Below are 14,349 nucleotides of genomic sequence, written 5' to 3' on the forward strand. Positions count from 1 at the left end.
ACCTGCGGTGTCAGCCGGCCGGCCTCCGCAGGGCGACGGCCGGCACGGGAATGGGCGGAAAGGGGTTGTCCGGCAGCAGGATCACGCGGCGCGGCCGGTCCGCCTGCCCCGCCGCGTCCAGGTGCAGCAGGGCCGCCCCGATCCCCGCCGCCCCCGTCAGGTAGCCGGTGTCGGCCGACACCTCGCCGGGGCGGTGCCGCCGGTACGCCTGGTACCAGCGGTATCCCCTGCCGTCGTAGCCGGTCGCCCGGCCGATCAGGTGGTCGGCGAGCCTGCGGGCGAACTCCAGGTGCTCCTGCTCCCCCGTCGCCGCCCACAACCCCACGTACAGCTCGATGAGTCCCGCGGTGCCGCAGCACTGGCAGGCGACGTTCCACAGCCCCGCCGTCTGCCGGAAGGGCGCGCCGGACTCCCTGACGCCCCTGGCCAGCCGCTTCACCCACTCCAGGTCGCCGCGGTCGCCGGTCACCCGATACAGCTCGTAGAACATGCGGGCGATCCCGGCGGACCCCGAGCAGTAGCCCAGGTGGTCGGTGACCAGCACCCCGCGCCCGGTCGCAACGCCCGCGGCCCGGACGAGGCCCGCGCCGCGGCGTGCCGCGTCGAGGAACGACTCCTCACCCGTCGCGCCGTAGAGGCGGGCGAGGAGGAACGCCGTCCCGGCCGTCCCGGCCAGGAAGCCGGGCGGGGCCGCCTCGGCGGGCAAGGCCGGGCACGCCGCGGGCCGCTCGCGGGGCGCGGTCAGCCGCGCGATCCGGCGTCCCGCCTCGATCGCCATCTCCTCGTAGGCCGGCACGCCGAGCGCCGCCGCGGCACGCAGCAGTCCCAGGACCACGCCGCCGTCGCCGCGCGGGGTGGGATCCCCCGACCAGCCGATCCCGCCGTCGTCCATCGCGCGGGCGCTCCGGACGATCCTGTCGGCGGCCGCGACCGCCGCGGCCTCGAACCGCTCCTCGCCGAGCACCCAGCCGGCCTCGGTCAGCGCGAGGACGACGCCGGCCAGGCCGTGATGGAGCGACACGTCGGCCAGTCGCCGCCACGTCGCCGCGAGGTGACGGGCGCCCGCGCGGGCGTCCTCCAGGTAGGCCTCGTGCCCGGTGCCGGCGGCGAGCTCCAGGAAGAACAGCACGATCCCGGCCGCCCCGGAGTGAAGGGACGCGGAGTGAAGGGACGCGGAGTGAAGGGACGCGGAGTGAAGGGACGCGGAGTGAAGGGACGCGGAGTGGAGAGACGCGGGCCCGCCGGGCGCGGCCGGCCTGCCGTGCGGGTCGGGGTTGGCCCGCCATCGCCTACCGTGCTCGTCGTCGACGGCAGCCGTACGGATCCACCGTCCCGCCATGATGGCGGCCGTCAGCGGGGTGTCTGCGCGCTCGCCGGAGGAGCGGGTCGGGTCCGGGCCCATGGACAGCACTATCCCACAAAGCTGGTAGGTAATAGCAACTATGTCGGCCCGGGATCTTTCCCTGCATTCCCTATTGACTTGATGGGTATTTTCGCCCCACAGTCGAGCCGAACACTCGCACTCCCGAGAAAGGCGTCCGGCGTGAGCGACGAACACCCCCCGACCGTCGGCGAGCACACCCGTGCCGCGATCAACGAGGACTGGGCCGCCACCATCGTCGGCCTCGTCCTCCTCGTACTGGTCATCACCGGCGTGATCCCGACGGGGCTGGTGCCGTGATGAGCGGCGAGGCGGCCGTTCCCGCCGCGACGCGGGCCCCGGCGTGGCAGTGGCCCGCCCTGGGCGTCCTCGTCGTCCTCGCCCTCGCCGCGGGCACCAGGGCCCTGGAGAAGGGCGTGCCCGAGTGGTTCGCCGGCTCCGGCCTGGCCAAGGCGATCGAGTACCCCGTCTACGCGATCGCCCTCGGCCTGCTGGGCAACGCCGTGCTCACCGCGACCGGGCTGCGCGACCGCCTGTCGGCCGGCTTCCGCACGGAGTTCTTCATCAAAACCGGGCTCGTGCTCCTCGGAGCGTCGATCAACCTGAAGGTGATCGTCACCGCGGCCGGCCCCGCGATCCTCCAGGGCATCGTGCTGATCAGCGCGGTGTTCCTGTTCACCTGGTGGCTCGGCGGCCGCCTCGGGCTCGACGACAGGCTGCGGGCGCTGCTGTCGGCCGCGGTGTCCATCTGCGGCGTCAGCGCCGCCATCGCGGCGGCGGGAGCCGTACAGGCCAGGCGCGAGCAGCTCGCCTACAGCGCGAGCCTGGTGATCGCGTTCGCCCTGCCGTCCATCTTCGTCCTCCCCGCGCTGGCCTCGGCTCTGGGCCTGAGCCCGGAGGTGGCGGGCGCCTGGATCGGCGGCAACATCGACACGACGGCGGCGGTGACCGCGGCGGGCACTCTCGCGGGCGAGAACGCGCTGGCGGTGGCGACCATCGTCAAGGTCACCCAGAACGCCCTGATCGGCGTCGTGGTGGTCGCGCTGACCGCGTGGTTCGCCTTCCGGATCGAGCGCCGCCCCGGCGCCGAGCGGCCGGGCGCGGGCGAGCTGTGGCGGCGGTTCCCGAAGTTCGTGCTCGGCTTCGTGGCGGCCTCGGTGCTGGCCACCTGGTATCTGTCCACCGCCGGCGCGGCCGAGGGCAAGGCGGTCATCGGCGTCGCCAACGACCTGCGCACCTGGTTCCTCATCCTGGCCTTCGTCAGCATCGGCCTGGAGTTCAGGGTGGCCTCGCTCAGGGAGGCCGGCTGGCGTCCGGTCGCCGTCTTCGCCGCCGCCACCGTGGCCAACGTCCTGCTGGCCCTGGGACTCGCCACGCTCCTGTTCAGCGGCTTCACCGTCGCCTGAGCGGCACCACCCGAAGCACCACCCGAAGCACCACCTGAAGCACCGGGGACGAGCCGGCCGGCCCGGCGGAACCCGTCAGCGTCGCCGCAGCCAGGGACGCCACCGGGCTCCGGCCTCGTCCTCGTCCTCCTCCGGCGCGGCGTCGTCGTCCGGCAGGTCGTACCAGTGCGTGTCGCCCGGGAAGGGGTCGCGCGGCACGCCGGGCGCCTCGGCGGCGTCCGCCACGGCGGACGGCCGGGCACCGCCGTCCGGAAGGGCGCCGCCGGACGACGGAGCCGGGCGCAGATCGGTCACGGCGATGCCCTTCCGTTATTTCCTACTAACTCGCCCTGGAATGTACCACGCCGCCGACCGTCCTCCCGGGGCGGTATCCCCTCCGTGGCGTCAGACGCCGGCGGGCATCGTCACCGTGGCCGTGACGGCCGTGCCGGCGCGCGCGGCGTCCAGCGCCCTGCGGGCGTAGGCGCGGACGTCGGCGTCGGAGTCGCCGAGAGCGCCGTGCAGGGCCGCGGCCACCTCGGCCCGCACCGCCCACGCGGACAGCGAGAGCACCGCGGCCTTGCGCACGTCGAGATGGGGGTCGGCCAGCGCCGCCACCAGCGGTTCCACCGCCAGGGCCGGATCGGCGGCGGCGAGTCCGCGCGCCGCGCCCACCCGCACCTGCCAGGCCGGATCGGCGAGAGCGCGTACGGCCGTCTCCGCGAAGACCGGCTCCCCCTGGAGAGCCCGGCCGAGCCCGGCGGACGCCTCCAGGGCCGCCGCCCGGACGAGCGGATCGGCGTCGGCGGCGAGCCGCGCGACGGCGGGGGCGCCGTCGGCCAGGCCGATGACACCGAGCCCTCTGGCCGCCCAGACGCGTACCTCGCGGTCCTCGTCGCCGGCCGCGAGCGCCACCCGCGCCGGGTCGTCGAGCGCGACCAGGCCCCTGACCGCCTCGATCCGCACCCGGGTGTCGGCGTCGGCGAGCGCCGCCTCGAACAACGCGGCGTCACCGAGGCGCAGCGCCCGCAGGACGTCCAGAACGGCCGCGCGAACGATCGGGTCCCCCGCTCCGCCCCGGCCCGCTTCCGTGTAGCCGGCGACGGCGCGGAGCGACGCCCCGAACCCGGCGGTCGCGGGCAGCACCTCCACGAGCTCCCGCAGGCCGGTCGCGGCGGCGCGCCGTACCGTGCCGTGCGAATCGGCGAGGGCCCGGGCCAGCGCGGTCTCCACACCCCGGGGCGCGGTCTCGGTCAGCGTCGCGACGGCCGCCCTGCGGACCTTGGGATCGGCGTCCTCCAGGTAGGGGGTGATCTGGTCCAGCGCCGGCTCGCCGTCGGCGAGCCGCAGGAGTTCGAGGATGCGCGGCGAGCGTCCGATCGCCTCCACCGCGAGCCGCCCGCCCGCCCTGCGCCGCGCCGGGCCCGCCGGGCCGTACGTCCCGACCAGGACGGGCTCGGCCGGGCGGGGGGCGAAGCCCTCGACGGGCACGAGGTACGGCTCGACCGGGCGCTTGACGAACTCCATCGCCCCGTCGGCGTTCTTGCGCAGGTTGAGGTGGTAGAGCCACTCGTCGTCGTCCCGCTCGGGCAGGTCGGCGCGCTCGTGGTAGAGGCCCCACCTGCTCTCCGTGCGGACCAGCGAGGACCTGGCGGCCATCTCCGCGCAGTCCCTGATGAACGTGACCTCGGCGCAGCGCATCAGCTCGTGCGGGGTCCTCGCGCCCATGGCGGCGATCTCCTCACGCATCCGCTCGAACGTCTCCAGGGCGATGTCCAGCTTCCTGGCGGTCTTCGGCGGGGCGACGTAGTCGTTGACGAACCGGCGTAGTTTGTATTCGACCTGCTGCTGCGGCGGGCCGTCCGGGTTGCGCAGCGGGCGATAGATCAGCTCGTGCGCCGCAAGGATTTGGTCCTCCGGCAGGCTGCCGGCCGTACGGTGGTGCTCGGCGGCGTGGGCCCCGGCGAGGTCCCCGAAGACGAACGCCCCGATCATGTAGTTGTGCGGCACGCAGGCCAGGTCGCCCGCGGCGTACAGGCCGGGGACGGTGGTGGCGCCGTTTTCATCCACCCAGACGCCCGAGGCCGAGTGGCCGCCGCACAATCCGATCTCGGAGATGTGCATCTCGACGTCGTGGGTCCGGTAGTCGTGCCCGCGTCCCGCGTGGAAGGTGCCCCGGGTGGGGCGCTCGGTGGTGTGCAGGATGTTCTCGAGCGCGGTGAGCGTCTCGTCGGGCAGGTGGCTGGTCTTGAGGTAGATCGGGCCGCGGGCCGACCCGATCTCCCTCGCCACCTCGGCCATCATCTGGCCCGACCAGTAGTCGCAGTCGACGAACCGCTCCCCCTCGGCGTTGACCTGGTAACCCCCGAACGGATTGGCGACGTACGCGCAGGCGGGGCCGTTGTAGTCCTTGATCAGCGGGTTGATCTGGAAGCACTCGATGCCGCTGAGCTCCGCGCCCGCGTGGTAGGCCATCGCGTACCCGTCCCCGGCGTTGGTCGGGTTCTCGTACGTGCCGTACAGGTAGCCGCTGGCGGGCAGGCCGAGCCGTCCGCACGCGCCGGTGGCGAGGATCACGGCGCCGGCGGCGACCGTGACGAAGCGGCCCGATCGGGTGTCGAAGCCGGCGACGCCGACGGCCCGGCCCCCGCTCGTCAGCACACGGACCGGCATCACCCGGTTCTCGATGCGCACCTTCTCGCGGATGTCGCGGCGGCGCAGCACGCGGTAGAGGACCTTCTTGACGTCCTTGCCCTCCGGCATGGGCAGGACGTAGCTGCCCGACCGGTGGACCCGGCGCACCGCGTACTCGCCGTGCTCGTCCTTCTCGAACTTCACGCCGTAGCGTTCCAGCCGCCGCACCATGTCGTAGCCGCGTGTGGCCGTCTGGTGGACCGTGCGCTGGTTGACCACTCCGTCGTTGGCCCTGGTGATCTCGGCGACGTAGTCCTCGGGGGTGGCCCTGCCGGGGATGACCGCGTTGTTCACGCCGTCCATGCCCATCGCCAGCGCGCCGCTGTGCCGCACGTGCGCCTTTTCCAGCAGGATCACGTCGGCGCCGCGCTCGGCGGCGGTGATCGCGGCCATGGTCCCGGCGGTGCCGCCGCCGACCACCAGGACCTCGCATTCCAGATGCGTACGGTCCGCGGGGGAAGGGATGTCCACTTTCACAGCTCCTCGATGATGTGGGCGCGCAGTTCGGCGCGGTCGACGTCGGGGGTGCGCGGCTCCGGCACGCGCAGGATGGTCGCGATGCCGCCGTGTCCGCCGCTGTGTCCGCCGCGATGTCCGAGCACGACGACCCTGTCCGCGAGCAGCAGCGCCTCGTCCACGTCGTGGGTGACGAAGACGACCGTGGCGAGGGTGTCGCGGAGCACGTCCAGCAGCAGGCGCTGCATCTCACCCCGGGTCTGCGCGTCCAGCGCGCCGAAGGGCTCGTCCATGAGCACGGCGCGCGGCGCGCCCGCCAGGGACCTGGCGAGCTGCACGCGCTGCCGCATGCCTCCGGACAGCTCCCGGGGCAGCCGGTCCTCGCAGCCGGCGAGGCCGACGCGGGCGATCCAGCTCTCGGCGGCCGCCCTGCGCTCCCTCCTCGGCACGCCGCGGATGCGAAGCGGCAGCTCGACGTTGCGCCGGACCGTGCGCCAGGGCAGCAACGCGTCGTCCTGGAAGACCATCGCCCGGCCGGGCGACGGCCCGGTGACCGGCACGCCCTGGGCCAGGACCCGGCCGGCCCGCGGCGCCAGCAGCCCCGCGATCGCCCGCAGGACGGTGGACTTGCCCGATCCGGACGGACCGACGATCACCAGGACCTCGCCGGGGGCGATGTCGAGGTGCAGGCCGTCCAGCACGGCGTGCCGCCCGTAGCCGAGCGACACGCCCTCCAGCCGGATGGCGAGCCCGGCGTCCGCGCGTGCGGTCTCCATGGCGGGAGCGCTCATCGGGCGGTCCCTTCCCCGCGCGGCAGCCACCGGGTGAGGCGCCGGCCGAGCAGTTCGACGGAGGCCGAGGTGACCCAGCCGAGCACGCCGATCGACGCCATGCCGACGAGCACCGCCGGGTAGTCGACCACGGTGTAGGCGTGCCAGGTCCGGTAGCCCACGCCGAACTCCCCGGAGATCATCTCGGCGGAGATCACGCATATCCAGGCGACGCCCATGCCGACCGACAGGCCGCCGAAGACGCCCGGCAGCGTGCCCGGGAGGACGACGTTCCACAGCACGTGCGCGCGCCCGCCGCCCATGGTGCGGACCGCGTCCTCCCACAGCGTCGGCAGCGCGCGTACGGCGTGCCGCGTGCTCACCATGATCGGGAAGAACGCCGCGGCGAACGTGATGAACACGATGCCCTGCTCGTCGGTGGGGAACACCAGGATCGCGATCGGGACGAGGGCGATCGCCGGGATCGGCCGGACGACCTCGACGGACGGCAGCAGCACGTCGCCGATCCACCGGGACCGCGCGACCAGGACGCCCAGGGCGATGCCGGCGACGGCCGCCAGCGCGAACCCGGTGAGGATGCGGATCATGCTCTGGGCCAGGTCGAGGTAGTAGATCCGGGTGCCCAGCTGCCGGCCGAACTCCGCCGCGACCTCGGCGGGCGAGGGCAGCCGGTCGAACCGCAGTCCGACGCGGGCGTCCACGGTCGTCAGCCACTGCCACAGCGCGACGACGATCGCCAGGGAGCCGAGCCTGACCGCCCACGCGCGCAGGCCGGCCGCCGTTCTCGTCCGGGCCGTCCGCACCGCCGGGGCGTCCGGGGTTCCGGCGGCGGCGGGGGCGAGCGTCGCGTCCAAGGCCGGAGTGCTCATCGCGACGTACCTCCCGCCGCCGCCTTCAGCGCCCCCGCTGCGGCCTTCAGCGCCTCGTCGTAGCCGACGATCTCGGCCTTGGGATGCTCCTTCACGTACGCCTGCGCGCCGTCCCCGGTGGTGAAGGGCTTGAACCGGTCGTCCTCGCCCGCCGACGGGTCGCGCACCCAGACGGACCTGTCCGCGAACCAGTGCGTCCCCGTGGCCGCGTCGGGCACGTAGGCGGCCCGTACGGCCTTGCCGCCGGAGACGGCGGCGGCGACCTGGCGCAGCAGGCAGGCGGGGGTGGCCGCGGGGCGCAGCCGGTCCTCCCCGGCCAGCCAGACCTCGCCCGCCTTCGCCGGGTCGCCCACGGCGGTCCCGCAGGCCTCGTCGGTCCCGCCGATCTTCGCGGCGTTGGCGGTGCTCGCGGTGTCGGCGTCGTAGGAGGCGCCGTACGCCTTCCTGAGGTAGGAGTCGTTGGCGAACCTCGCCACGTCGACGCCGGCGAAATCGGTGCCGATCGACTTGAGGTACTTCTGGTCGTGGTCGAGGGCGGCCAGCAGCCGCGGCTTCATCGTGACGTCGAACGACGCGATGCCGTCGCGGCCGTTGTAGAGGTAGACGACCTCGGCCGGCAGGCCGGTGGCTTCGGCGACCGCCTCGGCGGCCTCGACGGGATGCTCGTGCAGGTACCTCGTCGCGTCGATCTGCGCCTGCAGGAACGCCTGGACGACGTCCGGGTGCTCCTTCGCGTACGCCTGCCGTACGACGACGCCGTGGAACGTCGGCACGTCGAGCGCCGAGCCGTCGTAGACGAGGCGGGCCTGGTTCCGGAAGACGAGCAGCCCCGGCCAGGCCACGAACTGGGCGTATCCCTGCACGTTGCCCGACTGCAGCGCAGACGCGCCGACCGGCGGCTGCTGGTTGACGACCTCCACGTCGGTCGCGGGGTCGAGCCCGGCCCGTTCCAGAGCCTGGACGAGCGTGCCGTGACCGGCCGACCCGGAGCTGGCGGAGACCTTCTTTCCCTTCAGGCCGGCCAGCGTCCGCACGTCCGACGACGGGGCGACGACCACCGAGTTCAGCCCGCCGCGCAGGTTGTAGCCGGTCACCGAGACGAGCTCGGTCCGCGCGGCGGCCACGCCCTGGGTGCGGGATGCGTTGATGAGGAGCGGGTAGTCGCCCATCGACCCGATGTCGATCTTCCCGGCCACCATCTTGGCGGTGATGGGGGCGCCGGTGTCGTAGTCCTGCCACTCGACCCGGTACCCGTCGCCGAGCCGCTTTTCGAGGTAGCCGAGACCGCGCAGCAGCGTCCCCGCCGTCACGGTGTTGATGGTCTTCGACTGGTATCCGACGACGACCGTCTGCCTGCCGTCGTCGGCGCCGGCGGAGACGGAGCACCCCGCCGCGGCCAGCAGCGCCACGGCGGCGATGAGCTTACGCATGGGGAGTGTCCTTCTATCGGAGCAGGTAGGGGATGTTCACCGTGACGGCGTCGGCGGGGCACCGGTCGGCGCAGGGGCCGCAGTACCAGCACTCGTCCACGTGCATGTACGCCTTGCCGCTGACCTCGTGGATGGCCAGCGAGTCGAGCGGGCACACGTCCACGCACAGCGTGCAGCCCTCGATGCACAGCGACTCGTCGATCGTCACGGGCACGTCGACGCGGCTATTGACCAGGGTCATCGGTGTTCCTCCAGAGATGGCCACGCATGGTGAGGCGGTCGCCGCGGAACCTGACGAACTCCAGGTCGACCGGGCGGCCGTCGGACAGATGGGTGAGGCGCTCGACCATCAGCAGCGCCGCGCCGCGCGGCGCGTCGAGGACGGCCGCGGTGTGGGGGTCGGCGTTCACGGCCTCGATCGTCAGCTCGGCCACGCCGAGCGGCTGGCCGGCGATCCGTTCCAGCAGCACGAACACGTCGTTGTGCACGAGGTCGGCGTCGAAGAGCGGCTCCCCCACCTCGCGGACGAGGTAGGTCAGGTCGAGCGAGAGCGGCAGGCCGTTGAGCCGGCGCAGCCGCTCCACGTAGACGACGTCCTCCCCCGGCGGCAGGCCGAGCCGCCCCCGCACGGCGGCCGGAGGCGGGATCAGCCCCATCGCGCGGACCTCGTTGGTCACCTCGCCGTGCTCCCGGAGGGTCTCGGCGAGGCCGAGCAGCCGGTGCAGGCCGTGCGGGTACTTCTCCGCGGCGACGGTGGTGCCGACGCCCGGGCACCGCTCGATGAGGCCCTCGTCACGCAGCAGGTCCAGGGCGTCCCTGATCGTGTTGCGCGAGGTCCCGAACTCCCGCGCGAGGGCGGACTCCAGCGGTAGGTGACCACCGCCGAAGCCGCCGTGCACGACCTCCCGCCGCAGCAGGTCGGCGACCTGGCGGGCCCTGTCCGCCCGGCGCCGTCTCGCGTCCGCCAACTCCATGAGGCGTAAGCCTACTGTTCAGGTAGGAATATGCGGATAACGACGCGATTACGCCACCCCGGCGGATCGCGTCACCGTCGTGAGCTGCGGTTCCACCGGGAGACCGCCGACAACCGCCACCCCGGGAAGCGGTGACGGAGGTGGGCGGGCTGGACCACCCGCGCCGGCTCAGGCTCGGCGGCACGCGTGTGCCCCCGGGCAGGCTCGTCGAGCCTGCCAGAAGTCACCGCTGCCGGGTCAGCTGCCGCAGTCCGTTCCGCAGCAGCGCGAACGCGTGTTCCGCGTCGGCCACCGCACCCGCGTAGCGCTCGTCGGCGGGCTCCCCGTACGCCAGGCGTTCGGCGTTGTCCTGCGCCAGCGCCCAGTGGACCGCGACGATCTGGGCGGCGGCCAGCCGCGCCGTGAGCTCCGGGACGTCCGCCGTCTCCTGCAACGCCTGGGCGAGTGCGCGTTCGGCGCCGCTCTTGAACCGCTCCATCCGGGCCACCAGCGAGGAGGTGTCGAGGATCATCCGGTGGAGCTTCCGCACCTGGGGCGCGTCGTTGAGCCCGGTGATCGGGTCCCGCTCGCGCAGTCCGTCGAGGAAGTGCTCACGCAGCGCGGTCAGCGGGGCGGTGCGCGGCGGGCGGGCCCGCACGACGCGTGCCATCTCGGTCTCGTGGTCGGCGAGGCGATGCACCACGAGGTCTTCCTTCGCCGGGAAGTAGGCGAACAGCGTGCGTTTGGACACCTCGGCCGCCTCGGCCACCTGCGCCACCGAGACCTGGTTGAAGCCGTGTTCGAGGAACAGCGCGATCGCGGCCTCGGAGATCGCCGCGTGGGTACGCCGCTTCTTCCGTTCCCGCAGCCCCGGCTTGCCGTCCACGACGTCACCGTAGCAGGGTGTTGCCCCAGGGATATTCCTGCACCCGGTATACATTTACCCCGAGGCGAAATGGAGTGATGACGGTGGACGAGATCGAGACCGAGGTCGTCATCGCGGGCGCCGGCCCGACCGGGCTGATGCTGGCGTACGAACTCGCTCTGGCAGGGGTCGAGACCCTGGTGCTGGAGAAGCTGGCCCAGCGGACCGAACAGGTGAAAGGCGCCGGCATCCAGCCCCGTACCGCCGAGCTGCTGGAGTCGCGCGGGCTGCTCGAACCGTTGCTGCGGCGCGCCACGCCGCATGAGCCGGTCGGCGGGCACTTCGCGGCGCTGCCCGTCCCCCTGGACTGCGCCCCCTGGCGGACCAGGCACCCTTTCCCCATCCCGATCCCCCAGTGGGGGATCGAGGAGGTGCTCGAAGAGCGGGCGGTCGCCGCCGGCGCGCGGGTTCTGCGCGGCACCGCCGTCTCAGTGGTCGAGCCCGGCGACGACGGTGTGGTCGTGACAGCCGGAGATTCGCGGGCGCGGGCGCGCTACCTGGCGGCCTGCGACGGCGGCCACAGCACGGTGCGCAAACTGCTCGGGCTGCCGTTTCCCGGCAGGCCCGGAACCCGTCAGGCGGTGCTGGCCGACATCCGCCTGTCCGCCGTTTCGCCGCTGGTGCCGCAACGGATCGGGCACATGAGCAGCCTGACCCGTCAAGCGGACGGCTACTGGGCCATGCTGGTCCCTCTGGGCGGCGACCGGTACCGAATCACCTACGGCCGGACGGACCAGGCCGACACCGACCGCGACACCCCGGTGACCGACGAGGAGATCACCGCCGGGCTACGGGCCGTGTACGGCCACGAGACCACGCTCGGTGCCGTGGACAACGCGTCCCGGTTCACCGACGCCACACGGCAGCTGGAGCACTACCGCGTGGGCCGCGTCCTGTTCGCGGGCGACGCGGCGCACATTCACCCGCCGCTGGGCGGCCAAGGTCTCAACCTCGGCATACAGGACGCGTTCAACCTCGGGTGGAAACTGGCCGCGACCGTGCGGGACCGGGCGCCGAGCGGCCTGCTGGACAGCTACCACGCCGAACGGCATCCGGTCGGAGCCCAGGTCCTGCACCACACGTCGGCGCAGCGCGTCCTGGCCGATCCCGCCCCGAGCGAGGACGTGGCCGCCCTGCGCGACATCTTCATCGACCTGCTGCGCCTGCCCGACACCAACCGCCACCTCGCAGGACTGATGTCCGGCCTCTCGCTGCGTTACACACTGCCCGGCGATCATCCGCTCACCGGACAGCGCATCCCGGACGCCGATCTGGTCACCGACGCCGGCCCCACCCGGGTGTCGGCGCTGTTCGGCGCGGGGCACGCCGTCCTGCTCGATCTGGCCGGAACCGTTCCCGCCGGTTTCCGGCTTCCACCACGAGTCGACCTCGTCCGCGCCACCCGCACCGACGATCTGGGCGCCGCCACCGTGCTCATCCGTCCCGACGGCTACGTCTGCTGGGCCGCGGACGGCCCCGCCGCCTCCGGCGACGCCCTGCTCGCCGCGATCACCGGCAACCTCGCGACGATGCCCTGAGCCGGGTGCCGGGCCGGCGGCTACCGGCACCCGCCCGCGACCGGTTGTGATCGGGGGGCGGGACCGCTCGTTCCACGCTGCCCGCCTGTACGGCGGTGCCACACTAAGATCGCGTTCCGTGCTTCCGGACAGGTTCTGGCGGAATATCAGGATCGGATCAGTAGGTCTGGTTCTCGCGGCGGCGGTCGCGGGCCTGGTGCTCGGCGACGCCTGGCTCTGGGTGGCCGTCGAATGGTCGCCGCCGGCCTACGCGGGGTTCTACGGGCGCGCCGGGTTCGACACCTCGACGACGGTGGCGCTGCTCGTGGCCGCCCTGGTGAAGGCCGCGCTCCTGTGGCTGATCCTGCGTGCCCCCGCGCAGGGACCGCTGGACCGCCGGGCGAGGGCGCTGCGCCGCCTGCTGTATCTGGCGGTGGCGTACGCCCTCGTGCTGTGGTACCCGATCGCGCTGCTCCCCGACGCGGTCGACGCGGCGTTCCAGCTCGCGCTGTGGACCGCGATCGACGTCCTCTACCTGCTCGTCATCCGCTGGCGGTCCCGCGTGCTGCGCGCGGCGGCCGGAGCGATCTTCGCGGTCGAGCTGGCCGGGATGGCCGACGACCTGCTCGACGAACTCGACCTGCCGGAGATCGGATCGGGCGGAATCGTCGAACTGGGCTTGATGCTGAGCGGAGTGGCGGCGACCCTCGTCACGCTCGTCGGGCAGCGGCGCGACGGCCGGTGGAGCCGCGGCACGCAGGCCGCCGGGTGGGTGTCGATGGGCGTCTACGCGCTGGTGATCCCGCTCAACGTCCGCTTCGCGATGATTCCCAGCGGCGCCGATCTGGTGATTCCGGTAGTGATGGACGCGCTGGCACTCGTCGGCACCGTGTGGATCGCGGCGACCGCCCGCGAGCTGCCCGCCGAGGGCCGCCCGGCGGACCTTCCGCCCGCGCGGCGGCGCGTGATCCGCGTCGCGGTGGCGGCCGTGGCCCTGCTGCCGGTCATCGCGATGATCCACCCGGAGCAGACCCCGCACCTCACCTACACCGGCTGGTCGACGGACTGCTACGACCGGCCCAGCTTCGGCGACCTGAAACCCGCGGAACGCGAGGCCGTGTTCCTGTGCCGGGCGCGGAGCACGGACGGCGGAGTCTCGCCGATCTTCCCGGACAGCCTGTCCGACCAGCAGGTCCTCGCGTACGGGCGGGCGCTGTGCCGTACGAAGGACCGCGAGGAACAGGAGGCGATCCTGACGCGGGCCGGGAGCGCGCGGCCCGCCTGGGGCGCGGACCCGTGGGACCTCGTCTACGTCTGCCCGGAGATCGTGGGCGCGACCCACCCCGAGTTGCTGCGGTCGACCGCGGAGACGGAGGCGGCGAACGCCGCCTACATCGCCGAGGAGAACGCGAAGTGCCGCGACCCGTGGCCCCGGACGAAGGGTGTCGTCCAGGCCACGGCCAAATACTTCCTGTTCGCCGACGGCGATCACGGCTATCTGGTCCACGACCCCGACGACGAGGCGGCCGACGAGGCGGCGGAGCAGGCCATCGACGACCTCTACGACGACAGCGCCCTCGTCGGGGTGGCCGGCAGCACGGCGCTCATCGGGCATGTCGAAGACGTCATCGATCTGTGCCTCACGGTGAAGGCCCTCCGCACCCCGCCGCCACCGCGGACGGCCGGGTGGGATCAGGTCGACGAGGTGCCGATCGTCAGCCGCAGCGGCACGCTCACCGTGCCGGAGATGGGCGACGGCGGAGACGTGGGCGCGGGTGCCCCGATGCCGAACCTGGCGATCGTGGGGAAGGGCCGCTACCGGCTCCGTGTCTACGTGCGGATCGGCGATGCGGGAGAGGAGCACCTGGTCGTCGTGTTCCCGGGCGCGTCGAGGAAGAGGCTCACGCTGAAGCCGTGAGCGCGGGCGGGGCGCACGGCCGTTATTCCT

13 protein-coding genes are annotated in these 14,349 nt (G+C 73.1%); 4 read left to right on the plus strand and 9 right to left on the minus strand.

Features of this window, described 5'->3' with window-relative positions; genetic code table 11:
* Positions 1-10: 10 nt before the first annotated feature.
* On the minus strand, positions 11-1,402 hold the full coding sequence (locus HHX41_RS36905; RefSeq protein ID WP_182909658.1) for a lanthionine synthetase LanC family protein: 1,392 nt from the start codon (positions 1,400-1,402) through the stop codon (positions 11-13).
* A 141-nt stretch (positions 1,403-1,543) separates the two neighbouring features.
* Between HHX41_RS36905 and HHX41_RS36910 the strand changes: the two genes are divergently transcribed.
* Together HHX41_RS36910 and HHX41_RS36915 are read left to right on the plus strand one after the other, a co-directional pair.
* Entirely contained in the window at positions 1,544-1,681 is a 138-nt protein-coding gene (locus HHX41_RS36910) for a hypothetical protein (protein ID WP_169984971.1), read from the plus strand.
* Positions 1,681-2,787, plus strand: coding sequence for a YeiH family protein (locus HHX41_RS36915; protein WP_182909659.1), 1,107 nt, complete (start codon positions 1,681-1,683; stop codon positions 2,785-2,787). Before HHX41_RS36910 ends, HHX41_RS36915 begins: the two co-directional genes overlap by 1 nt.
* A 75-nt stretch (positions 2,788-2,862) precedes the next feature.
* Here the strand turns inward: HHX41_RS36915 and HHX41_RS36920 are convergent, their stop codons facing one another.
* The 8 genes from HHX41_RS36920 to HHX41_RS36955 all read right to left on the minus strand — a co-directional run bounded on the left by HHX41_RS36920 (position 2,863) and on the right by HHX41_RS36955 (position 10,845).
* Complete coding sequence (locus HHX41_RS36920) at positions 2,863-3,081, minus strand: hypothetical protein (RefSeq protein ID WP_182909660.1); 219 nt, start codon at positions 3,079-3,081, stop codon at positions 2,863-2,865.
* Positions 3,082-3,171: 90 nt separating this feature from the next.
* Positions 3,172-5,931 carry a fumarate reductase/succinate dehydrogenase flavoprotein subunit gene (locus HHX41_RS36925; RefSeq protein WP_182909661.1) on the minus strand — a complete coding sequence of 920 codons (2,760 nt, stop codon included), beginning with the start codon at positions 5,929-5,931 and terminating at the stop codon, positions 3,172-3,174.
* Positions 5,932-5,933: 2 nt separating this feature from the next.
* The gene (locus tag HHX41_RS36930) at positions 5,934-6,707 is read right to left on the minus strand and encodes an ABC transporter ATP-binding protein (protein WP_182909662.1); all 774 of its coding nucleotides are present in this window, start codon (positions 6,705-6,707) and stop codon (positions 5,934-5,936) included.
* Positions 6,704-7,576, minus strand: coding sequence for an ABC transporter permease (locus tag HHX41_RS36935; RefSeq protein WP_182909663.1), 873 nt, complete (start codon positions 7,574-7,576; stop codon positions 6,704-6,706). The genes HHX41_RS36930 and HHX41_RS36935 overlap by 4 nt, the downstream gene beginning before the upstream one ends.
* The gene (locus HHX41_RS36940; RefSeq protein ID WP_182909664.1) at positions 7,573-9,006 is read right to left on the minus strand and encodes an ABC transporter substrate-binding protein; all 1,434 of its coding nucleotides are present in this window, start codon (positions 9,004-9,006) and stop codon (positions 7,573-7,575) included. The genes HHX41_RS36935 and HHX41_RS36940 overlap by 4 nt, the downstream gene beginning before the upstream one ends.
* A 13-nt stretch (positions 9,007-9,019) precedes the next feature.
* Positions 9,020-9,247, minus strand: coding sequence for a 4Fe-4S dicluster domain-containing protein (locus tag HHX41_RS36945; protein WP_079312946.1), 228 nt, complete (start codon positions 9,245-9,247; stop codon positions 9,020-9,022).
* Positions 9,231-9,980, minus strand: a complete 750-nt coding sequence (locus HHX41_RS36950) for a GntR family transcriptional regulator (protein WP_169984985.1) — start codon at positions 9,978-9,980, stop codon at positions 9,231-9,233. Before HHX41_RS36950 ends, HHX41_RS36945 begins: the two co-directional genes overlap by 17 nt.
* 223 nt (positions 9,981-10,203) lie before the next feature.
* Positions 10,204-10,845 (minus strand): TetR/AcrR family transcriptional regulator, encoded by a 642-nt coding sequence (locus HHX41_RS36955; RefSeq protein ID WP_182909665.1) that lies wholly within the window; start codon positions 10,843-10,845, stop codon positions 10,204-10,206.
* A gap of 83 nt (positions 10,846-10,928) precedes the next feature.
* Here HHX41_RS36955 and HHX41_RS36960 point away from each other — a divergent pair, with 83 nt between their 5' ends.
* Together HHX41_RS36960 and HHX41_RS36965 are read left to right on the plus strand one after the other, a co-directional pair.
* The gene (locus HHX41_RS36960; protein WP_310742349.1) at positions 10,929-12,422 is read left to right on the plus strand and encodes an FAD-dependent monooxygenase; all 1,494 of its coding nucleotides are present in this window, start codon (positions 10,929-10,931) and stop codon (positions 12,420-12,422) included.
* Between the two features lie 118 nt (positions 12,423-12,540).
* Positions 12,541-14,319 carry a hypothetical protein gene (locus tag HHX41_RS36965; protein ID WP_182909667.1) on the plus strand — a complete coding sequence of 593 codons (1,779 nt, stop codon included), beginning with the start codon at positions 12,541-12,543 and terminating at the stop codon, positions 14,317-14,319.
* Positions 14,320-14,349: the final 30 nt, after the last annotated feature.

Source organism: Microbispora sp. H13382 (assembly GCF_014161445.1).
Lineage (GTDB): Bacteria > Actinomycetota > Actinomycetes > Streptosporangiales > Streptosporangiaceae > Microbispora.